Source organism: Catenulispora yoronensis (assembly GCF_039531695.1).
Classification (GTDB): domain Bacteria; phylum Actinomycetota; class Actinomycetes; order Streptomycetales; family Catenulisporaceae; genus Catenulispora; species Catenulispora yoronensis.
On record NZ_BAAAQN010000086.1, the window covers coordinates 21,809 to 42,345 of the forward strand.

19 protein-coding genes are annotated in these 20,537 nt (G+C 71.9%); 8 read left to right on the top strand and 11 right to left on the bottom strand.

All coding sequences use genetic code 11. From position 1 onward, the window contains the following. Position 1: 1 nt before the first annotated feature. The 6 genes from ABD481_RS42415 to ABD481_RS42440 form a co-directional block, all read right to left on the bottom strand. The gene (locus tag ABD481_RS42415; protein ID WP_344671582.1) at positions 2-331 is read right to left on the bottom strand and encodes a hypothetical protein; all 330 of its coding nucleotides are present in this window, start codon (positions 329-331) and stop codon (positions 2-4) included. 9 nt (positions 332-340) lie between these two features. Next, on the bottom strand, positions 341-1,777 hold the full coding sequence (locus ABD481_RS42420) for a coiled-coil domain-containing protein (protein ID WP_344671583.1): 1,437 nt from the start codon (positions 1,775-1,777) through the stop codon (positions 341-343). 246 nt (positions 1,778-2,023) lie between these two features. After that, positions 2,024-2,575 carry a hypothetical protein gene (locus tag ABD481_RS42425; protein ID WP_344671584.1) on the bottom strand — a complete coding sequence of 184 codons (552 nt, stop codon included), beginning with the start codon at positions 2,573-2,575 and terminating at the stop codon, positions 2,024-2,026. A gap of 149 nt (positions 2,576-2,724) precedes the next feature. Then, a complete protein-coding gene (locus tag ABD481_RS42430; RefSeq protein WP_344671585.1) occupies positions 2,725-4,098 on the bottom strand; it encodes a hypothetical protein in 1,374 nt (457 codons plus the stop codon). A 466-nt stretch (positions 4,099-4,564) separates the two neighbouring features. After that, positions 4,565-4,915, bottom strand: a complete 351-nt coding sequence (locus tag ABD481_RS42435; protein ID WP_344671586.1) for a hypothetical protein — start codon at positions 4,913-4,915, stop codon at positions 4,565-4,567. After that, entirely contained in the window at positions 4,915-5,682 is a 768-nt protein-coding gene (locus ABD481_RS42440; protein WP_344671587.1) for a GntR family transcriptional regulator, read from the bottom strand. The genes ABD481_RS42435 and ABD481_RS42440 overlap by 1 nt, the downstream gene beginning before the upstream one ends. 172 nt (positions 5,683-5,854) lie before the next feature. Between ABD481_RS42440 and ABD481_RS42445 the strand changes: the two genes are divergently transcribed. The 8 genes from ABD481_RS42445 (at position 5,855) to ABD481_RS42480 (ending at position 14,331) form a co-directional block, all read left to right on the top strand. Further along, positions 5,855-6,337 (top strand): hypothetical protein, encoded by a 483-nt coding sequence (locus tag ABD481_RS42445; RefSeq protein WP_344671588.1) that lies wholly within the window; start codon positions 5,855-5,857, stop codon positions 6,335-6,337. Then, a complete protein-coding gene (locus ABD481_RS42450) occupies positions 6,334-6,540 on the top strand; it encodes a hypothetical protein (RefSeq protein WP_344671589.1) in 207 nt (68 codons plus the stop codon). The genes ABD481_RS42445 and ABD481_RS42450 overlap by 4 nt, the downstream gene beginning before the upstream one ends. After that, entirely contained in the window at positions 6,537-6,836 is a 300-nt protein-coding gene (locus ABD481_RS42455) for a hypothetical protein (protein WP_344671590.1), read from the top strand. Before ABD481_RS42450 ends, ABD481_RS42455 begins: the two co-directional genes overlap by 4 nt. Continuing rightward, the gene (locus tag ABD481_RS42460; protein WP_344671591.1) at positions 6,836-7,282 is read left to right on the top strand and encodes a hypothetical protein; all 447 of its coding nucleotides are present in this window, start codon (positions 6,836-6,838) and stop codon (positions 7,280-7,282) included. The genes ABD481_RS42455 and ABD481_RS42460 overlap by 1 nt, the downstream gene beginning before the upstream one ends. Beyond that, the gene (locus ABD481_RS42465; protein WP_344671592.1) at positions 7,279-9,129 is read left to right on the top strand and encodes a DUF2637 domain-containing protein; all 1,851 of its coding nucleotides are present in this window, start codon (positions 7,279-7,281) and stop codon (positions 9,127-9,129) included. The genes ABD481_RS42460 and ABD481_RS42465 overlap by 4 nt, the downstream gene beginning before the upstream one ends. A gap of 317 nt (positions 9,130-9,446) precedes the next feature. Then, complete coding sequence (locus ABD481_RS42470; RefSeq protein WP_344671593.1) at positions 9,447-10,775, top strand: hypothetical protein; 1,329 nt, start codon at positions 9,447-9,449, stop codon at positions 10,773-10,775. A gap of 63 nt (positions 10,776-10,838) precedes the next feature. Beyond that, the gene (locus ABD481_RS42475) at positions 10,839-13,073 is read left to right on the top strand and encodes a P-loop NTPase family protein (protein WP_344671594.1); all 2,235 of its coding nucleotides are present in this window, start codon (positions 10,839-10,841) and stop codon (positions 13,071-13,073) included. A 235-nt stretch (positions 13,074-13,308) separates the two neighbouring features. Continuing rightward, on the top strand, positions 13,309-14,331 hold the full coding sequence (locus tag ABD481_RS42480; protein WP_344671595.1) for a hypothetical protein: 1,023 nt from the start codon (positions 13,309-13,311) through the stop codon (positions 14,329-14,331). A gap of 113 nt (positions 14,332-14,444) precedes the next feature. Here ABD481_RS42480 and ABD481_RS42485 read toward each other — a convergent pair whose 3' ends face one another. The 5 genes from ABD481_RS42485 to ABD481_RS42505 form a co-directional block, all read right to left on the bottom strand. Next, positions 14,445-15,440, bottom strand: coding sequence for a ParB/RepB/Spo0J family partition protein (locus tag ABD481_RS42485; RefSeq protein ID WP_344671596.1), 996 nt, complete (start codon positions 15,438-15,440; stop codon positions 14,445-14,447). After that, positions 15,437-16,258 (bottom strand): ParA family protein, encoded by an 822-nt coding sequence (locus ABD481_RS42490; RefSeq protein ID WP_344671597.1) that lies wholly within the window; start codon positions 16,256-16,258, stop codon positions 15,437-15,439. Before ABD481_RS42490 ends, ABD481_RS42485 begins: the two co-directional genes overlap by 4 nt. Before the next feature lie 293 nt (positions 16,259-16,551). Then, complete coding sequence (locus ABD481_RS42495) at positions 16,552-17,013, bottom strand: hypothetical protein (protein ID WP_344671598.1); 462 nt, start codon at positions 17,011-17,013, stop codon at positions 16,552-16,554. A 260-nt stretch (positions 17,014-17,273) separates the two neighbouring features. Further along, on the bottom strand, positions 17,274-18,356 hold the full coding sequence (locus ABD481_RS42500; RefSeq protein WP_344671599.1) for a hypothetical protein: 1,083 nt from the start codon (positions 18,354-18,356) through the stop codon (positions 17,274-17,276). 354 nt (positions 18,357-18,710) lie between these two features. Next, positions 18,711-20,537: hypothetical protein (locus tag ABD481_RS42505; RefSeq protein ID WP_344671600.1), on the bottom strand; the 1,827-nt coding region annotated here is incomplete at its 5' end.

The following is a 20,537-nucleotide window of genomic DNA, read 5'->3' on the forward strand; positions in this document are numbered from 1 at the left end:
CTCACGCCCCTGCCCTGTTCTTCTCGGGCGGGCCGGTGTCCGTTCTGGGGGCCGGCCGCTCGCCGCGGTCCAGCGCGGCGAAGATGTCGTCAGTGCTTTGCGACATCGCCGCTGGCGCGTCCTCGGCGTTGGCGAACAGGGGCGTGATGGTGGCGGTCAGGGTGAAGCTCCCGGTGATCTGCTCCAGGGCGCGGCGCAGGATCCGGGCCGTGCGCTCCAGGTCGGTCACCGGGGTCAGGGCCAGAGTTCCGGCGGCCATGACCGCGTCGTCGTAGGTATCGGAGATGACCTGAAAACGGTGGGTGAGGGCTATCGCGTCGTCCTCGGACATCGCCGGCGCCTAGGCCTTCGGGCTCTTCGCGGGAGATGCGGCGGCACGCAGCGCGGTGAGCTCGGAGCGCAGCGCGTCGGCTTCCTTCTCCGCCCGCAGCGCCCGTGCCTCGTTGGCCTCGGCAGTCTTGCCGATCGCGGCGTTCTGCTGGTTGCAGGCGTCCTCCAGCCGCTGGAGCTCCGCGCGGTGGGCGCTCGCCGCGGCTTCGGCCGCCTTGCCGGTGGCGGCGGCGCGTTCTTCGGCGCGGCCGGCGTCCAGCTCGGCCTTCGCCTGCGCGGCGCGCGCCGTCTCGACGGCGGCCAGGGCCTGCTTGACCTCGCGGTCGGCGGCGTCCCGGGTCTCCTTCCTGTCCTGCTCCAGGGCTTCGCGCAGCGCGGCGGCGTCCCGGGCTGCGGCCTCGGCGGCGTCCTGGACCGTCTTGGCGGCCTGGATCCGGGCGGTCTCGGCGTCGGCCTGGGCGGCTTCGACGGCCAGGCGCTCGCGCTCCAGGGCCTCGTGAACGGCCGTGTCGCAGCGCGTCCGCATCGTCTCCAGCTCCTGCCGCTGGGCCTCGGCGGCCTGCTGGATGTCCGCCGACGCCTGGTCCTGCGCCTGGGCGACGTCGGCCGCGGCCTGGGAACGGACCTGCCGCTCGCGCTCGGCCGCCTCGGCGACCAGCCGCTCGGCGTCCGCCTTGGCCGTGGCGGCGGCCTGCTGCGCGTCCGCCGTCGCGGTCTCGGCGTCGGCCTGGGCGCTGCGCGCGGCGGCGACGGCGGTGTCGGCCGCGGCCAGCCGGCCCTTCTCCTCCTCGCGGAACTCCCTGATCGCGCCCTCGGCCTCCTCTGCGAGGTCCCGGGCCTGTTCGGCGGCCAGCTCGGCGGCGATCCGGGCCTTGGTCTCCCGGGCCAGGTCGCCCTTGGCCGCCGCGACCTCGCCGGCCGCCGCGCTGCGCTCGGCCTCCAGGTCGACGCCGGCGGCCTCCGGGTCGCCGATCACCTCCAGCTGCCGGACCAGCGCCTCGGACTGCGACTCGAACTGCGTCACCAGCGCCGCGATGGCCGCGCGCCCGGTCTCGATGGTCTCCTGGACCGCCGCCAGCAGCACCGCCCCGCGTAGCTGCGCCGTCTCGTACGGGCGCGTCTCGTCGGCCTCGGCCACCGCCGGGACGGCCGCGCCGCCGGCGGCCTCGGCCTTGAGCCGCTCCCGCTCGGTGTAGGCGGTGCCCCGGGTGTGCGCCCGGGAGCCGTCCTTCTTCGTCAGCACGCAGTAGCCCAGCGGCCGGCCGCCGGAGGTCCCGACCTCCGCCGGGTTCTTGCACCACGGGAACTTGCACTGGTCCCGCGTCTTCGTCTCGCCCCACGGCGTCACCACGGCGTCCCGGGACGCCACCGCGGCCACAGCCAGGGACGGGGCCGCCGGGCCGGACGGCGGCGGCACGAGCGCGGCGGGGTTCGGATCGGTAGTCATCGCAGGATTCTCCCTCTACACGCTCGGCCAACGGGCGGGATGCCCGATTCCTGACAGTCTAGCCTTTCGTTTCGTTTTCGTCAAACGTTTTGTTTCGTTTAGTCTATTTGACGAAACGAAACGTAAGTGAGCGCAGACGCGCGTTTGTGAGCGTTCGAGCCGCGATCATCGTCCGGAGCACGAAAAAGACCAGGCCGGAGGGTATCCGGCCTGGTCAGGGGCTTGGGGGTGGGGTGGTCGCCTCGCCTAGTGCGCACAAACGCGCGTTTGTACGCGCCCTTCTCCTGGTTTCGTTTCGTGCGCCGCCGTCGCGTCGACGGCGCACTTCTCGCGCCTCTGGACGGACCGGTCTCGGCGTTCGACCAGGTCATCAACGAGTTTCCTGGCCTGGAGGGCGGTGGTCGGGGCGTTGGCGCCGGCGAACATCTGGGCGCCCCGGGCAATGGCCCAGCGGGTCTCGTCCAGCAGCTCGGCCTCGCACCGTCCGTCCAGGCAGGCCCGCGCCGACGCCAGCTCCTCCGGGGAGCAGTGGTCTGGGCCCTGCGCCAGCGCGTACTCGGCGAGGCCGCGGGCGACTTGGACGATGGGCACCAGGGCCTGGACCAGTTCGGCGTTCTCGTCGGCGGTGATGTCCTCGACGTCCCGGCCCTCGTCGAGAACGGCCAGGGCGATTCGGACCGCGAGATCAATGACCGCAGCCTGCGGCGGGTAGTACTCGCGGTCCTGAATGTCCCAGGGCATCAGGCGGGTGACAGCGCGGGCCATTCTCCGGCGGGCCGCCGGCTTCAGCTTCGTCACCGCGGTCACCACGAGACCGTCTCCGTCCCGGCCGGGACGGCCAGGCACAGGATCACGTCGCCGTGCGGCGCTTTCCGGCTGCGGGTCTCCATGCTCGTCAGTGTACTGCCTTTCGGCGTTTTCCGTTACTTGACCTGGGGATTCGGGTCTCAGGTTCCTAACGGATCCGTTAGGTTTCCGGGTCCGGTCTTCTGGCTCGGGACCATCCAGGCCGGGATCGGCGCGCAGTCCGGGCACGGGGCGGGTTCGCGGTCCCAGAACCCGATCTCGATGAGGCGGGTTCGCTGGTCGCAGGCCCCGCACCAGGGCTGTTCCCGGTCGCTGGGGTGCCGGGGGCCGCGGGCCGGCCCTGCGGCCCCGGGGCCGGGTTCCCGCCAGGTGGGGGGCTGGGCCTGCTGGGCCTGGTCCTGGCGGCGTTTGGCGGCCCGGTCCATGCGCCGCTCGGCGCAGCGCGGGCAGTCCGTGGGGGGCTGGGCGGGGTCGGCGGTGAACACCTTGCCGTCCTCGCAGTACGGGTCGTCGCAGCCGAACGGCTTCCTGAACAGGGTTTTCCTGGCGAAGCCGTAGGGCGACGTGGACCGGTTCCCGCCGCCGATCATGCGCAGGTTCGCGCGCAGGCGGTGGACCAGCTGCTCCTCGGTGATTGCCTCGCCCGTCAGAACGGCCCTGGCCATGGCGAGGGTGTCATCGCGCTGCCAGGGGGTCATCCGCTCGGTCAGCTCCATCACGGCCCACTCGACCAGCGTTCGGGGCTGTGCGTGGCGCTCAGGGGCCTTCTTGGGGCCTCTGGGGTTGGTGGGACGGCCCTTCGGCGCGGTCGGGGCAGCCCTCTTGGTCAGTGCGGCTTGCCGCTCCGACTTTGCTCGGCCTGGTACGGAACCGCCGCCTACGGCGTCGGGGCGAGCGATTGCTCCATCTTTCTCGAAAACCGGAGGCTTCGTACCTGGGGTGAGTGGGGGGAACCCGGTAGAGATTTTGGGTTCTACGTCAGTTCGCAGGTCAGAGGCCACGTCAATTCGGGTTTCAGAAATAAGGGATGCGGAGTTATCCACAGGCTTATCCACGGGTCCTGACGCCGGTTCCGTGTCGGGCTGGAGGGGTTCACCGAACCAGATCTCGCCCCTGGCGAGGGCGCGCTGGCGCTCGACGGCCTCGGGCAGCGGATGCTGCGGGGTGCCGGTCAGGCGGTAGCGCTTCGGCGGCAGGGTCTCCTTCGGCCGGTTCCGCTCCGGAGCCAGGCCGTCGTAGGCCAGCAGGAGCCAGTCGTCGCGCAGCTCGCGCAGCGCGCGGTCGACGGCGCTACGCGACAGGCGGGTCCACGTCGCCATGTAGTCGATCGAGGGACAAATGCTGTCCCAGGTGCCGAAGTCGCCGACGATGTTGCCCTCGGCGTCCTTCTCCTTCTCGGCGTGGGAAGCAAGCAGCACCAGCACCCGCAGGAGCGCTTCCCGAAGACCCAGGTCCAGGGCGACCCTCTCCGCCCTGTCGGCTGCCGGGAGGTTGCCGCCGCGCCGCAGCCACATCGGAGACACCCGCGAAGGCCTGGGCCCCGGGGTCGCCGGCCGCGCCCGGCGGATGACGCGCGTGGGTAACGGGGCTGGTGTGGCCGATGAGTCTCCACCGGGGGTGATCGCGCCATGATTCGGCGTGTCGGAGGCCGGGGTCGTGTGGCCAAGGGCCGTAACGCTGGGTACTCTCATACTCGTGACGTCCTTCGTGAAGACGAGGGACGCACCAGCGTCAGATCAGGAACGGATTGGCGTCCACGAAGCTTTCCTGACCGTGCTGCTGGCAAGTCCCCACTGGCATTGGGTCTTGCTTTGAACTAGATCCGTCCCGAGTTTTCGCGAACTCGCAAGCGGATCACTGCATCGGCCGCCTTCGGGCGGCCGTTGTCGTTTCTGGTTCCAGACCTTGCCCTTTCCGCGTCCTCTACGTCGAGTCGGCGCGCGGAAAGGGTTCGAACTTTTTCACCGGCCTGGTACGCCGTTACGTCGCAGCCGGCGACTCTTCTTCGGCCTGGGCACGGCGGCGGAGCAGCGCGGTGGCGGCTATCCGGGCAGTCAGATACGGACCGCTCGGTTCGCTGCTGTCCACGGGATAGGCGTACCAGTTGAGCAGGGGTGATGTCCCTTCTGCCTGGCGACGGACATCGCCCAGGTGCTCGCCGTCGTTGGCCACGTAGTGGGTTCCGTCGCCGAGATCGCCGTAGGTGAGGCCGGTTTGGGCAAGTAGCTCGGCCACGTGCTCGGCACGGACCGCCTCGGCGGCGACCGCTGCCAGCGTGTTCTGTGCCGCCGTCAGCGTTTGCTCGGCCAGGTCGCGGGCGGGAGTGGTCATCAGGATCCTCCTCGAATCAGCGGGAGATGTTCGTATACCAGCTCGATTCGGTCGGCCGGGCCCATGACGTGCAGCCGCTCTATCGCACGGCCGGTGGCGTCCCGGGTTACACGGTCGACCAGGAGCACGGGCACGCGCTTGCCGATCCTCAGCGCGTCGGCCTCGGGCTGGGTAGGCATACGTGCGCTGACGGTCTCATCCAGCTCGACCGGGGGCCAGCCAGCCCCGGTCATCGCGCCATAGATGCCGCCAATGATGGTCTGAGTGCTGGTCAGGCCTGCGCGGTTGGAAACGTCCAGCGGATACCAGGCGGACTGCAAGTGATGCAGCTCGTCGCCGATCATCGCTCGTCGACGCCGGCGGTGAACCTGGGTACTGGGTTCGAGGCCGAGTGTCGTCGCGGTCTCGGGATCGGCCGTGACCGTCCCGACGTCGACCATGACCATCCGGCCGTCCATACCCAGCGCGGCCGTCGCGGTTTCCCAGGGGCCCTTCGTTCCGCCCGGGGCCATGACGCTGCTGTAGCGACTTAGGGAAACCCGGATCCTCGTGCGGTCTCGCACGATCGTTCCGTGCCGTTTGAGCAGGACAACGTACCCCTCGTCTTCAAGCCATTTATAGGCTTCTCGCGCGGTTAGGGCGTTGACGTCGTGCGCTTCGGCGAGCTCTGTGATCGTCATGAGCTGGGCGCCGGGCAGGTACGTCCCGTCCTCGATTGCAGCTTGCAGCTCTGCTGCGATCTGCTGGTAGATCGGGATCTTCGCCATGAGAGAACCATACATCTACATGCTTGACTCATCTAGATGATTGGCGCATGCTGAGTCAGAACGCTGAACCACCGGCCGTTTCCACCCGGAGACGACGGCGGCGCCGGGGGCTCTGACCTCCCCGACGCCGCCTTGCCGGACCACTTCCGTGAACGCCGGAGGTAGCTCGACCATGTCCATCCTTTCGCATGTCCCTGCGCGCGTCAGCGACCGGCGGCCCTCCGCCGCCGGTCGTCGCGCACCGTCCGGGCTCGACCTCGCCATGGCGCAGCGTGCTGAGCTGCACCTCGACCTGTCCGACGAGCCGCTGCGCAAGCTGGCGGTTCACGCCCAAACCTCTGTCGCCTCCTGCCTGGAGTGCGGCCACGCCGTCGGCTGCGACTGCGACTGCTGCCCGTTCCCGCTCCCGGCCGTCGCCGGGTCGCAGGACCGGGCCGCGAAGCAGGCCGCTTCGATCTCGGCACGGCCCAAGAAGACGGGCCGGAAGCCGCGGGTCGACCACGAGGCCGTCAAGGCTCTCTACCTGGGGATGTTCACCGCGGACGGCTCGTGCCTGTCCAGCCGGGCCCTGGCCCTGCTGGCCGGGTGCTCGCAGTCCACCAGCTGCCGGATCATCCGCGAGATCCACCGCGAGTCCCAGGCGGTGGCGGCATGACCGCCCCCGCCGTCGTCGCGTCCACCCCGGCCGGGTCGGCGCAGAACGCGATGCTGTTCGTCGTGGTCGCGCCGGCGCGTTCGCGTTGCGAGCGGTGCAAGGGGCACGGCGGCTACGTCCCGACGGTGTGGCTGGCGAACGGCTCCTCGATGTCCGGGGCGCCGGAGATCTGCGACGAGTGCCACGGGCTGGGGTACCGATGACCAGCCTGCAGGAACGCTGCGACGCCGCTCTGCAGGCGGCCGACCACCAGTGCGGCCACGTCCAGCCGGATACCGGCCGGTGCAGCCGCCGGCACCTGTACTCCGACCACTGCGGCGCGGCCGGCCAGCTGCTCGTCGTCCCGGCCGACCCGACCCTGTCGGCGTCGACGGCGTGCGACCCGGCCACGGCCCTGGTCGTGCTGTGCCGCCCGTGCGCCACCTACCGCGACAACAAGGCCCAGACCTGCACCGCACCGGTTCCCGAGCTCGTCCAGCCCGAAGGGCGGTTGTTCTGATGACGCGCAGCACTCTGACGATCCAGCAGGAGCGCCGCCTCGGAATTCGCGTCCGGGTGTCCCTGGGGATCGGTACCGTCGCCATGGTCGGCCCGGCTTGGGCCTCGATCACCGGACAGCACGGCTGGCCGTACGCAGTCCTGCCGATGGCCTGCCTGGGCTACGCGGCATGCGAGGTGGTGCGTCTGGACCGCTCGGACAACACTGCCCGCGCGCAGACCAGCGCCGAGACCACGACCGAGACCACGACCGAGACCACGACCGGGGCCGCACAGACCGTGGCGGCGCAGACCGGAGTGGAAGCCTGGTGGGATGGCGCTGACGGTCAGCCGCAGCCCGTCACCATCACCGTCGTCCGCCTCCCCGACCCGACCCCCGACCCGCTGCCTCGCCTGGAGCTCCTCCAGGGCCTCGAGGACGAGCCCGAGATGGAGCCCGCACTGTGAACGGCATCAACTCCGTGGCCGGCGCGCCCCTCGCGCCGGCCACGGCCCCCCAGCCCCCGGACAAGGAGCCCTACAAGCCGCTCACCGAAGGCGAGCGCAAGGCCATCGTCGTGGTGGCGGTCCTGGTCGGCGTGCTCGGCCTGCTGGGCCTGGCCAACTCCTTCCACAACGTCGACATCGCCGCCAGGCCCTCGTTCGGCTGGTGGGCCTGGTCGCTGCCGGTCGGCGTCGACATCGGCATCGGCGCGTTCTCCGCGACGGACATCATCCTGGCCCGCCTCAACATGCGGAAGGCCTGGCTGCGGTTCGTCCCCTGGACGCTGACCGCCGCCACGATCTACCTCAACGTCGCCGACGCCAAGAGCGCGTTCGCGGTTCTGGGCCACGGTGTCCTGCCGTGTCTGTGGGTCCTGGCCGTGGAGATCACCGCGCACGTCGTGCGGCACCGCGCCCGCCTGGAGCGGGGCCTGGCGACCTCGATCCAGTGGCGCATCACCCCGGAGCGGGTCCTGGTCTGGCTCCGGCTGGCCGATCCGTCGCTGAAGACGGTCGCCGAGGCCGACGCGCACCGCCGGATCGCCAAGCTCGCCAAGGCCGTCCGCAAGGTGGACCGCCGACCGCGGTTCTCCCGCCGGGCCAAGCGCCGGGTCGAGACCGCCATGGCCAGGGCGATCACCCACGCCTCCCTCGGGACCGACACGAAGATCCAGGACGCGCTGCTGGCCTACCTCGGGGCGCTCGGCGCGGCCGACGGCCTGACGACCAAGGGCCGCATCGCCCCCTGGGACATGAACCGCCCGGCCGCCGTGTCCGCCGTCGCGATCGACGGCACGGACACGGACACGGCCGCCGTGTCCGCCCCGGTCGTGGACACGGCCACAGTGGACACGGTCAGCGCGGTGGACACGGTGGACACGGTGGACACGGCCGTCGCGGACACGGACACGCCTGCCGTGTCCGGTCCGGTCGTGGACACGGTCGCCGTGTCCACTCCGATGGACACGGCTGTCGTGGACACGCCCGCCGTGTCCGTCCCGGTGATCCTGCCGGAGTGGATGCGTTCCGCACGGGACACCGCCGAGACGGCCGACACGGTGCAGCGCGTTCACCTCGCGAACGGACACACGGGGCAGGACACGGCGGGCGACACGCTGGCCGGACTGCTCCCGCACCCCCGCCACACCCCGTCGGCCTCGGACGAGTCGGCACGTCAGGCCGTGTCCGCCCCTCTGGAGGAGGCGGGAACGGCGGCCTACTCCCGTCCGGCCGCCGACACCGGCGCCGGCTACTCCGCCGCGCTCGCGGCGGCCGGGACGACCCGCCCCACCGTGTCCGCCACGCTCGCGGACACGGGCGCCGACATCCGTGTCCGCCCCTCGGCCGGACACGCCCAGACGGACACGGCCGACCGTGTCGCCGTGTCCCCGGAGTTCGCCGCCCCCGTGTCCGCCCCCGTGTCCGCCCCCGTGTCCGCCTCCGTGTCCACCCGCGTGGCGGACACGGACTGGACGGCACAGGACGCGGACACGCAGACACGGCAGGACGTGTCCGCACCGGTGATGGACACGGACACGGACGAGACGGTGGACACGGGCGACCGCTCGGACACGGCTCTGATCGCGCGGCTGCTCGGCATGGTCGAGCGGGACGAGATCCGCCGGAACCGGGACGGCTCAGTGCCGGTGCGTCAGGTGAAGGACAGCCTGCGCGTCAGCACGAAGCGGGCACAGCGACTGCTGGAGGGGGCCCGGCTGGTCGCCGACCCGCCGGCGGACCCGCTGACCGACACCTTCGAGGGTCCGATCGAGGGCTTGGCCGAGCTCCTGGAGGCCGACGGCGTCCGGTAGGGCGATCTGACAAGTCGGTTACGCAATCGGCTGTTTACCAGCACACTGAGCTAACAACCGAAGATCCACCCCCCGCAAGCGCGGGACCCGGCCGAACTTTGACGGGCGAGGCCGGGTCCCGCTCCCCCCGAAAATGACTCGGAGGTAGCCAAATCATGTCGGATCCCACGACACCCAACCAATTGACTGCTCAGCGTCCTGAGGACGCCGAGCAAGAGTCGCAGGAGTCTACGGCTCCTGAGCCCTCCTCCGAGTCCGAGTCTCCCGTCTCGGTCCCGGAGCGGCCCTCGCAGCGCCCTGCACAACCTGACGGACCGGTGTCCGGGTCCACGCCCGGCGGCCTGCCCGCCGGGCCGCTGGCAGTCCTGGCGGGCAACAGCACCGTCGCGGCGGTATCGGCGACATCGATCGTCGGCGGCGGCGTCGGCTTGGCGGTCGCCGCCGGCGTCGGCCTGGCCGCCGTCGGCGTCGCACTGGTTCGGCCCGGCCGGAAACCCGCAGCTCGCAACGCTGCGAACCGATCCGGTGCCGCGACCCGGTCCTCCGGAGCCTCTGGGGCGGCGCGTCCCGGCGGGGTGCGCCGGTCTGCGGCGTCCACGTCCTCCGGCCGCCGGGCCTCCCAGGTCCGGGCCGCACGCCGGCAGCGGGCAGCGGCCACCGCGACGCGGGCCGAAGGGCGGATGCGGGACACCTCCAACCGGCGCCGCGTCGCCGACGCCCGGCGGGCGGCCAGGAGTGCCCGGGTCGCTGCCAAGCGCGCTGGGCGCACCCCGCACCGCACCCCTTCGGGTCGTGGCGGGGTGGGGTCGCGCCCCAGCTCGGCGGCTCGCAGCCGGGCGGCCAGGAACGCCCGTCGCCGTAGCAGCTCCGGGCTGCTGCGGCGCCACCCGGTCTCGATCCAGCGGTCCCGGGCCGCCCGGGACGCCCGCAGGGCGGGGCAGCTGCGCGACCGCCAGGCCGGCATCCGCAACACCCCCCACCGCCGTCCGGCCCGGCGCCGGCTGCGGAGGTCCGCAGCCCGCTACGGGATCCGCCGCACCTTCGGCGCGGTCGCCGCAGGGCTGGTGGGGGCGCTGTTCGGGGTGTTCGGAGGCCAGCCCGGCCGCCGTCTGCACCGGCGCCTGACCGCCTCGGCCAGGGCCGCCCGCGAGCGGCGCGACGCCGCAATCCGCGCGCAGCGGGACGCCGCAGACACCGACGCCGAGCAGACCGTCATCACCCCGGCCGCCACGGCCGAACGCCCGCCCAAGAACACCGGGGCCGCCGCGCCTCAGACCACTTCGACCACGGGAGACACCATGTCCGACACCTTCCTCTTCGACCAGGCCGCCTCCGAGATGGAGGCGGCGGCAGCGAACTACTCGCCGTCCGGCGCGATGGAGGTCCTGGCCACGCTGGAGTCCTTCACGCCCGCGATGACCTCGATCGGCGCGGCCGTGCGGATGCTGGCCGAGCGCTGCGACACCGAGTTCCCGCTGCACCCGCCGGTCGGCGAAGCGCTGAACGAGGTCCACAACCTGCTCCAGACCATCGTGACCGCCTCCGAGCAGGTCGGGCTGGTGTTCCGGGCCGAGCACGAGGCTGACATCGCCCGCCACACCGACCCGCGTCCGGGCGAGCCGATGTGGGACACCACCAACAACTAGCCGACCACCGCGGGGCGGACCCTGGCCGGGTCCGCCCCGCGCCGTTCCGCGTGAGGAGATGACATGACGACCACCACCACGAAGACGACGAGGACCAAAGTGCCGCCGAAGCCTCCGCTGATCCCGCCGCTGGACTGGGCCGCCCCGCACGGGCCCATCACCGGGGCGCTGTCGGCTACGTCGGGGGCCTACGCCGCCGCGCTGCTGGCGGACGCCTCGCACATGCCCGGCTGGGTGCCGGCGGCGGTGTGCGCGGCCGGTGGCCTGGGGCACGGAATCGTCCGCAGCCTGGCCAAGAACCTGACTGGGCGCAGCATCGGGATCCGCACCGGCTGCTGGCTGGCCGCCGGCGGCTGGACCTGGTGGGCGATCGGCTACGGCCCGCTGTCCTGGGCCGCGGTCGGCTCGCTGCTCGCGCTCGGCGTCGGGATCGGCGCCGGCGTGACCGAGGCGGAGCTGCACGAAGAGGCGGTCGAGACCGAGCGCGAGGCCGCCGAGCAGTGGCGCGAGGGCGCCGGGCGCCGCTCGGTGGCCGCCGAGTGGGAGGCCCGGATCAAGGCGGTCGCCGGCGTCCAGGTCCGCATCATCGCGGTGGAGGACTGGGACAACGGCAGCGGCTACACCCTGGAGGCCGAGCTCCCGGCGGCGGCGACCTGGGACCGGATCAGGAACGTCTCCCGCGCGCTGGCCTCGGACGCCCGGCTGCCGCTGGGCTGCGCCATCAACGTCATCGAGGGGGTGCGGCAGGGCCGGGTGCTCCTGGACGTCCCCACCGTGAACCTGATGACCGAGACCGTGGACTACCCGGAGGACTTCTCCCCGCTATCGATCCTGACTGGGCTGCCGTGGGGGATGTGGACCAACCAGGACCCGATCCTGGTGTTCCTGCGGGAGGCCTGCGCCCTGATCCTGGGCCCGCCCGGATCCGGCAAGAGCACGTTCTGCGACGTCGTACTGGCGGGGTTCTCCCGCTGCACCGATGTCCTGACCTGGGTCATCGACCTCAAGGGCGGGGCGATCGGCATCCCGTGGGTGCGTCCGTGGCTGGAGGCCCGCGGCTACAAGCAGCCCCGCACCGGCGACGACCGGCCGCCGGCCGACACCCGCCCTGGCATCGACTGGCTGGCTTCCACCCCAAAGGAGGCGCTGCTGCTGGTCAAGGCCGCATTGGTCATTAACGTCGCACGTCAGCACGCGTATGCGGACCTGATGCACGAGAACGACACCACGCTGCTGCCGGTCTCCTCGCGGATCCCGCAGATCCAGGTGCTGATCGACGAGGGCGCGGAGCTGCTGTCGGTCAACCACCGGGATCCCGAGCTGCGGGAGCTCAAGGAAGCCGTGCTCAAGCTGATGCGCATGACCCGGGCCATGGGCGAGCGGCTGGTCCTGACCGCCGTCGACGGGAACGTCTCGGCGCTGGGCGACACGTCGGTGAGGAAGTTCTCCCCGCTGGGTGTTGCCCTGACCTCGGGCGAGTCCAGCGGCAACAACCTGTCCAAGCTGTTCCCGGGGGTGCGGATCGACACCTCGCAGCTGACGGCCAAGGGCTCGGGCGTCATCGGATCCTACGGCTCCGAAGGATTCGCCCCGGGGCCGTTCAAGGGGTGGCGCACCGCTCCGTCGCTGGCCAGGCGGGTCAGCCTGGCCACCAACCACCGCCGGCCATGGCTGGACGAGGCTTCGTCGGTCGCAGTCGGTGAGGTCTACGCGCAGCGGTGGAGCACCGACCGCGCCGGCTGGCTGTGGAACGCCGGAGCCGCGCCGGCCGCGCCGGCACCCATGCCGGTGACGCCGGGACTGAACCTGAGCTCGACGCGGGCCGCCGCCGAGGGCCTGCTGGCCGACCAGGCCGCCGAGCTCATGCGCGAGATCGAGGAACAGTTCGGCACCATCGACGAGTCGCAGCGCAACGCCGGCCCCCGCACCCCCGCCCCGCCCCGGCCAAGCCCGGCCACCGCCCCGACTCCCCCGTCGGAGTCGTCAGCACCAGCGTCGGCGACGCCGGCCGTTCCGGCGCTACTGACCAAGGTGCTGTCCATCCTGCGCGGCGAGGACGGGATCCACACCGAGCTGCTGGCGATCCGGCTCAACACCACCGTGGAGAACACGAACCGGCTGATGTCGGCGGCCGGCATCAGCGCGCACCCCAACCCGCTGCGGATCGGCGGGTCCCAGAAGCGCGGGTACAAGCGGGCCGCCGTCGAGGAGGCGGTGGCCCGAATCCTGTCCGGCGAGCTGGTCCCGCCGCCTGAGGTCCGGGACTGGAAGCTGCCGCCGTACACGCCGCAGACGTAACCCGGGCCCGTCACGGGTGTCACCCCTGTCACGCCTCGGTGTGACAGGGGTGTCACAGCCTCTGAGCTGGAACGTCCGGCCGTTACAGGCCCCCGTTACGCCCGTGACGCCCCCGTCACGCGAGGCCCGTTTCCGGGCTCCGAGAGCCGAAAACGGCCCTTCCTCGCGGGGTGTCACGGGCGTAACGGGTGTCACGGCCATCTAAAGCGATCACGATTTTCCGAAGGGGGATCCCATGTACGTCGACGTCTGGTTCCGGTTCTGGAGCCGCACCATCGCCGCCTCGCGGCGGGCCCTGGAGGCCCTGGGCCGGGCCACCGGGGTCGAGACCGGTCCGACGATCGACGCCGGGCCGTGGTGGGTTACCGCCGCGGTGCTCGGCGTGGCCGCCGGCGCGCTCGGGCTCGTCGCGGTGGTGGTGTCCGGCCTGTTCGGGCTGATCGCCATGACGCTGCGGTCGGTCGGCCACCTCATCGGCAGCGGCCGAGGCTCCGGGATGGTCGGCAACCGGTCGCACGGCGGCCTGGCGGCCGTGGTCGTCGACCCGGTCAAGGACTACCTGGTCGTCCACGCCGCGAACCTGCCGGCCTCGGCCCAGACGCTGTACGAGGGCTGGGCGGTCGCCGGGGTGGCGCTGCTGGTGCTGGCGTTCGCCTCCTCATGGGGCGCCCGGATCGGCTGGGTCCTGTACGGCGCGGCCACCGCGGCGATGGCCTACTCCGGCAGCCCGTCTGGCGGCCGGGCCCTGGCCGCCGCGGTCGTGGTGATCGGCTGGTCGCTGCTGTCCGTCCTGGCATTCCGTGGGGCCTGGCGGCGCCGCCCCGCGATCATCTTCGACGGCCGCAGCCCGCAGTTGTCCGCCGGCGTCGAGCCCGCCTCGGACAGCCCGGCCGCCCCGGCGGCGACGTCCGGCCGGCGGCTGACGGTCGTGCAGAGCCCGGACGACGCCACGCGGTCGGAGGGGATCGGCGCGGCCAGGCCCGGATGGGCGCAGTTCGCCATGACCGGGGTGATCGAGGCGATCGAGCCCAAGGACGTCGCAGCTCTGGCCGCGCTCAGCGCCGAGGAGCTTGCCCGGCAGTCCCGCGCGCGCTGGGCCCTGTACTCCCACGCCGACCGGGTCTGGACCCAGGCCAAGGCTGACGGGCTGAATCCCGCGATGCACAAGGAGTGGTCGGGCATCGCAGGACTGCGCGATCTGGCGATGATCCTGGCTTCCAACGCCGACGCGGCCGGCGACGCCGGCGATCCCGTCTGATGGCCGCCGAGTCCCACGGGTGACGCGCTGCGCCGACCACGAGGGTTCCGAACACGACGAAGCGCCTGCCGGGTCTCCTCCGGCAGGCGCTTCGTGCTGCAACGGCTAGCCCCTCACGGCGCGGTTCCCTGGCCGGGGACGCTCGCGCGCGTCGCGGCGTGCCTCTGGGCCAGGGAGTCCAGCAGCCGCTCGAACGCGGCCGGGTTCAGGCCTTCGACCATCGCCTCGACGGCCTGGACGGCCTGGTCGTCGTCGAGCTGCTCGCGCAGCACCCGGCCGGCCGTCGCCGGACCGTGCTTGCCCGCGAACGCCCGCACCTTCTGGACCATGAACGCCTCGGAAGGGGCGCGGGGAGCCGTTACGCGCGTAACGCTTCTCGTCGGAGTGACGACAAGCGTTTCCGCCGTAACGGTCCCCTCCGGCTTTTGGCCGCCGACGTCGACGCCCCACTCGGCCAGCTGCGCGAGCTGTTCCGGGAGGGCGAGCGTGATCAGGCTGCGGGCCTGGGTGAACTCGATCAGCCTCAGGTCGACGGCGTCCTTTGCGATCTGCGGGAGCTTGTCGTGCAGCGCCTTGCGGGTGGACACCCAGGAGCGGCCGTAGCCGGGGCCGAGGTGCTCGGCCAGGCGCGTGAGGTTGTCGCCGTGCAGCGGCAGCAGCTCCACGACCTGGCGGGCCTCGTCCATGCACGTCAGGTCGGTGCGCCGCCTGTTCTCCTCCAGGATCATCTCCGCCGGGTGCCGGCCGTCGGTGACCAGCGCGTTGTCCACGACGTATTCGAGCTTGTCCAGCTTGGTCAGGTCGGCGCCGGCGAGCCGCTTGTTGCCGATGATGACCACGAAGTCGACCGAGGTCTTGAACGGCTTGTAGTCCCGGCCTCGGAAGCGCTTCTCGAACGCGCCCCGGGTGACGACGCGGATCGGCTGCACCTGGCCCCAGCGCCGGAGCGAGGCGGCCATGTCCCGGACGTCCCCGGGCGGCAGGACCCGGTTGAACGGGTTCAGCGCGAACTTCCGCAGCGGCGCGGTGTGCGCCGGCGCCTTGAGCTGCTCGTCGCGGTCGGCCTGCTGGGTGTCGGCGTCGTAGTCGCCGAAGCTGTTCTTCGTCATCGTGCCTTCGCCGCCATCTTCGCGATCTCCGCCTGCTCTTCCTGCTCCTCCAGCATGGCCACGATCGGCCGCAGGGCGTCCTGGGCCTCGGGGCACACCGCGTGGGCCAGGGAGGAGAAGTCGAGCATCGTCTGAAGCCTTATGTGCGGGGCCTCGAAGTCCGGCACGGTCAGGCCGCGCTCGGGGGAATCCGACAGGTCGTCGTAACGGCGGATCGCCCGCTGCGGCCGGGGCCAGCCCTGCCGGTCGATCCACCCCTTCAAGTTGTCGATCTTCCGGGTGCCGTTGCGGGTGTCCCAGAGGTTCGGAATGACCGAGCACGGCAGGCCGGAGGGCACGATGACCTCGCGGACGGTCTTCACGGTCGGGGGCAGCACCAGGTAGTCCGGGGTGACCGGCATCAGGACCCGGTCGGCGTGCCGCATCGCGACGTCTATCCCCTCGTTGTTGTCGAGCCAGCCGCCGGTGTCGATCAGGATGTAGTCGTACTGCCCGGACTCGATCAGCTCCTCGATCCCCTCGGGATCGTTGTGCAGCGGGTAGTAGTCGAACCGCAGACGCAGGCCCCTGCGGCCGGCCGAGGCCGCCCACTCGCCAGCGGACAACTGCGGGTCGAAGGACACCACCGCGACGCGGTGCGGCCGGGTGTGTCCGGGGTCGATCATGTGGGCCAGGACCGCCGCCAGGTGGACGGCGATCATCGTCTTGCCGACGCCGCCCTTGCCGTGGATCATCGCCAGGACGATCGTGCGCCGCCGCCGGGGCGCGGGCACGAGGCCCGCAGCGGCCTGGACGTTCTGCTTCCGGGTAGCGGCCATCGCCGCCTCGCTTCCTGTGGGTCTGTTTCGGCTCCGCACGCGGATCGCGCGGCGCTTACTGTCGCCGGGAGCCGGAGCTCCCTGACTCAGACCGTAGAGGCTGGCCCGCTCCGGGCGCCCCCTGGTTCGGCGACACGCCCAACACGCCAGCCGAACGGCAGCCCGCCACACGCGCACAGACGGGCGTCTGTGCACACCGGCTAGGTGTCGAGTGAGGCGCAGGACGCAAGAGCTGCGCAGCAGGGGCCGTCAGCGACGGACCTGGTGCCCGCCGCCGCCTCAGCGCCAGCGGATCAGGAGGGCTTGCCTCGGGTGATGCCGGCCGTCAGGTTCTGGAGGTCCGGGGATCCGGCGCCGATGTGGTCGGTCACCATGTCGTAGTGCTCGGTCGGCAGCCATCCCTGGTGCTGGCCGATCTGGAGGAACAGCGCGCAGAGCAGCTGCTTGATCTCCTCCCGGGTGGCCATGGCCGTGATCATCGTCATGATCTCGTCGCCGCGCTGCTTGTCGCCTTCGCCGCTGATGCTGATCGACTCGGCGAGCATGGTCGACAGGAGGAGCGTTCGCCGGAAAGTGGCCTCTTCCTCCGGGGTGGTGGCCGCCTCTGCGAGGAGGTGTTCCCCTACGCGGGAGGCCTCCTCGTAGCGGCCGGCGCGTAGGAGGTCGCGGACCGCTCGGGCCTGCTGTACCTCGAAGATGTCCGGCAGGCCGGCGACCTCCGCCATCATTTCGCCCGAGACGTTGTCCTCGCTCACGGCGCTTCCCCCCATCTGCTCAAGGCTTCGGTTCCACGCTATCCGCGGGAACAGGGCGCGGGAACGGTTGCCTGTTCACTCAACGGCCCGGCGGCGGCGCAGTGGCCTGATACGCCGGACGCGCCCGGGTCGGACGTCGAGTCACACGGGCAGTGCCCCGGGCGCGTGACGCGCCGGGGCACTGGGTCTTCCGGTCGTGGTGTGATCGGTGGCGGCGGCCGGGGCCAATTGAGGTGGCTCCGGCCGCCGCCGAGGCCGGCCTATTCGTTGTCGTCGTTGTCGGCGTTCAGGCTGGTGCGGATGCCGCCGACGGCGGTGTGGGACATCGCCGCCTCGCGGCCGAGCGTGGTGTCGGTGTCGGACTCCAGGCCCCAGCTCAGGACGCGAGCGACCAGGGCCCGGCGACGGACCTTGGCTGGCTTGAGCTGCGCTTCGAGCTCTGCGATGCGCTCGCCTTCGCCCTTGAGCTGGGCGCGGACGTCGATGCGGCACTGCTCGCGCACGTTGCGCATGAACTTGACGGCGCCGACCAGCCGCACGCCCTCGGTGTCGGCCGCCGCGGTGGCCGCCTGGGCGGCCCGCTCCAGCTCGGCGAAGGTGGAGTCGTCGCGCACGGTGACGCGGTGCGCGACGATCCCCGGCCAGGCTGCGGCGTCCATCGCCCGCCGTCCGGTGTCGTTCTGGTCGCGATAGCCGTACATCCAGGCGCGGACGCCCACGACGTGCAGCCGCTGGTCCTCACCGCCGAGGCGTTCGGCGGTCAGCAGGGTGTGCTTGGCCTGCCGGTCCAGCTCCTCGGTGTCCATCTCGGCCCACTCCGCCTTGACCAACTGGGGATAGGTCGCGAACAGCTCCTCGGCGTCGATGACCATGCTCGGCTTGTGCGGGAAATCGTGCTCGGTGCCCCGGTAGGGGCGGCGGTTGATGCGGTGGTCCAGCTCCTCGGCGATCTGCCGTGAGCGGACCGACCAGTCCGGGACCCCGCCGGGGCCCTGGACCATGCCCTCGATCATCTCGGCGACGGCGGAGGCGACCTCGTCCAGGAGCCCGTTGAGGGCGGTGGTGTCGGCGGCCAGCTGCGGGTGGTGGCTCACGTTGAGCACGAACCGCATGACCGGCGGAGCGTACAGATAGCTGTCCTCGCCGAAGCTGATGTGCTGGCCGGGCCCGTGGTCGTCGTGCGTCTGCGGGACGTACGGGTACACGGTGCGGCCGGCGACGTCGACGACGACGTACATGATCCCGTTGCGGGACCAGTCGCCGTTGTCGGGCAGCAGGTTGCGCGCGTCCTGGTCGGTGAGGTGTTGGACGGTGAGCGGCGGTGCGGTCGGCGCGGTGGCCATGGGGCCCTCCCCTGGTTTCGCAGAACTCTGATGTCTGCAACTGGTTTCAAGGTAGCGAGCATTTGCCAGCTGTGCAACCAGTTTCACGAACGAGCCTTAGGCGTGGTCCGGTGCCCGGCCCGACCCTCGACCGGCCGCTATCCCCTCGTGCGCACAAACGCGCGCCTGTGCGCCCTTGGCGTTCTGCGGCGGGTAATACCCGCTGATCTTCTCGGGCTGCCGCAGGTCGGCGGGCGTGCGGTTCGCGCCGGCGACGCCTGCAGCGCCGCCGTGGTGTTCGCGCTGTTCCTGCTCAGCGCGATGTGTTCTCGGGCGTCCGGCCGCGTCGGCGGGGCTTACACCGTGCTCCCGGGGCTACCGGCCGAGGTGGGGACCTCCGGGGTCGCGGGTGATCGAGCGCGTGGGGGAGTAGCCGTGCCCGGGTGAAGGGCTGCGGCCCCGCCCGGCGGTGCGGGCTGCGGCGGCCTGGGCCCGGCGGCTGGACTGTTCGGCGGCCTCAGCGGCGGCGCGGCGGCCGGCCTCGGTGCGGACGTAGCCCTCCAGGTCGACGGCGGCCGGCGGGAGCTGTTCGCGCAGCGCCGTCTCCTGCTCGATCTGCTCCAGCCCGGTACCGGCCGCCGCGATGGCCTTGCGGGCCTGCATGGTGGAGTGGGCCGTCAGGGAGTCGCGGCGCAGCGCGTCGGCCAGGTCGGTCTCCAGTGCCGCCTCGGCCCGCACGGGAAGGTTTCCCTCGAAGCGTTTCAGTGCCTGGCGGCCTTCGCCTTCCTCCGGCGGTTCGTGGCCGCCGTAGGCCGCGCGCAGTTGCTGGCGGGCGGTCTCGGCGTCGGCGTCGGCGGCGTCGGCGAGCCTGCCGAACTCCTGGGCCCGTGCCTTCAGCGCCGCCGGGTTCTTCAGCTGCGCGCGCAGCTGCCAGGCGGGCTTGGCCAGTTCGGGGGCGATCTCGTCCTGGGCTTGTTGGGCTGCTGCGGCTCGGGATTCGGCGTCGGCCAGCCGTTCGCGGATCGGGTCGCAGGCCGCGTCCCGTGCGGCTTCGGCCCGCAGCCGCTCGTGCTCGGCGCGCAGCCCGGCCGTCGCCGGGCCTTGGCCCTGCTCGGCTGCCGATCGTCGGGCCTCGGAGGCGGCCTGGTTGGCCGCCAGGGTGGCGGCGGCCTGTGCTCCGGCGGTCTCCAACTGCTCTCTGCCCTCGGCGATTCCGTCCGGACTGTGGCGGCCGTAGGGGCGGTCGGTCGCCGCCCGGTAGCCGTCGGGGAGCCGATCGGCTTCGCGCAGCGCGGCAATCAGTGCCCGCTCGACGAACCGACTGGGCTCGGCGATCGGCCGGACGCCGTCCTCCAGCGCCCGGTAGCCGGCGGGCATCGACGCTCGGGTTTGCGCCTCGGTGCGCAGGCCGGCGGCGTTGCGTTCGGCGGCGGCCACGGCGGCGGCGGCCTGGGCGGCCTCCCGGCGCAGCTGTCCGGCACGCTCGGCGTCGGCGGCTGCGGCCGCGGCGGTCATGGCTGCGGCGTTGTCCATGTGGTGGCGGTGTTCGGCGGTGATGCGCTCGTTCGCCTCGGTTCCGCCGTGCGGCAGCAGGGCCTGGGCACGGAAGTACTCGTTCTGGGCGGCGGCTTTCATCGGGGCGGCCTGCTCAATCAGCGCGTCCAGGCGGACGATGTCGGCCTCGGCGGCCCGGCGGTCCTTGCGGTCACTGATCTTGCCGGTGGCCTCGCGCTTGCGGCGGTGAGCGTCGCGCCATTCGGCCTGGAGCCCATCGAAGCGGCCGGCGGCCTCGCGGTAGGCCTTGCCGGTCAGGCGGGCCCGCTCGATCGCCCCGGCCTGGCGGGCCAGTTCGGCCCGGCGCTCGGCCAGGGCAACGGACGCCGGGCCGAGTCCGGCATCAATGGCGTCGGCCTGCGTCGTGGCGGAGGTGGCCTTGGCCTGCCCAGTGCCGATGGTCTTCTGGGCTGCGGCGTAGGCCTTGGCCAGCTCGGCGTCGCTGAGCCGGCCGTGCTGGCGCTGCCAGGGCAGCGGGTGCGGCAGCGGCTCGGGCTCGGCGTCCCGCTGCGCCGGCAGCACCGCCGGGTCGACGGCGGACGACAGCTCGGCGACGTCGGCGACCGGGGTGGTCTGCTCCTGGGTGGCCGGGAGCGGGAGCTCGTGGCCGAGTTCGATACTGACCATGATGTCGTGGGCGGATCGCTC

Excerpts from the sequence above, each read along its gene's own strand:
- ABD481_RS42440 (WP_344671587.1), bottom strand. The coding sequence starts at position 5,682 with ATGGCGAAGATCCCGATCTACCAGCAGATCGCAGCAGAGCTGCAAGCT.
- ABD481_RS42430 (WP_344671585.1), bottom strand. The coding sequence starts at position 4,098 with ATGTGGCTGCGGCGCGGCGGCAACCTCCCGGCAGCCGACAGGGCGGAG.
- ABD481_RS42445 (WP_344671588.1), top strand. The coding sequence starts at position 5,855 with ATGTCCATCCTTTCGCATGTCCCTGCGCGCGTCAGCGACCGGCGGCCC.
- ABD481_RS42450 (WP_344671589.1), top strand. The coding sequence starts at position 6,334 with ATGACCGCCCCCGCCGTCGTCGCGTCCACCCCGGCCGGGTCGGCGCAG.
- ABD481_RS42475 (WP_344671594.1), top strand. The coding sequence starts at position 10,839 with ATGACGACCACCACCACGAAGACGACGAGGACCAAAGTGCCGCCGAAG.
- ABD481_RS42490 (WP_344671597.1), bottom strand. The coding sequence starts at position 16,258 with ATGGCCGCTACCCGGAAGCAGAACGTCCAGGCCGCTGCGGGCCTCGTG.
- ABD481_RS42460 (WP_344671591.1), top strand. The coding sequence starts at position 6,836 with ATGACGCGCAGCACTCTGACGATCCAGCAGGAGCGCCGCCTCGGAATT.
- ABD481_RS42480 (WP_344671595.1), top strand. The coding sequence starts at position 13,309 with ATGTACGTCGACGTCTGGTTCCGGTTCTGGAGCCGCACCATCGCCGCC.
- ABD481_RS42420 (WP_344671583.1), bottom strand. The coding sequence starts at position 1,777 with ATGACTACCGATCCGAACCCCGCCGCGCTCGTGCCGCCGCCGTCCGGC.
- ABD481_RS42435 (WP_344671586.1), bottom strand. The coding sequence starts at position 4,915 with ATGACCACTCCCGCCCGCGACCTGGCCGAGCAAACGCTGACGGCGGCA.
- ABD481_RS42455 (WP_344671590.1), top strand. The coding sequence starts at position 6,537 with ATGACCAGCCTGCAGGAACGCTGCGACGCCGCTCTGCAGGCGGCCGAC.
- ABD481_RS42415 (WP_344671582.1), bottom strand. The coding sequence starts at position 331 with ATGTCCGAGGACGACGCGATAGCCCTCACCCACCGTTTTCAGGTCATC.
- ABD481_RS42500 (WP_344671599.1), bottom strand. The coding sequence starts at position 18,356 with ATGGCCACCGCGCCGACCGCACCGCCGCTCACCGTCCAACACCTCACC.
- ABD481_RS42485 (WP_344671596.1), bottom strand. The coding sequence starts at position 15,440 with ATGACGAAGAACAGCTTCGGCGACTACGACGCCGACACCCAGCAGGCC.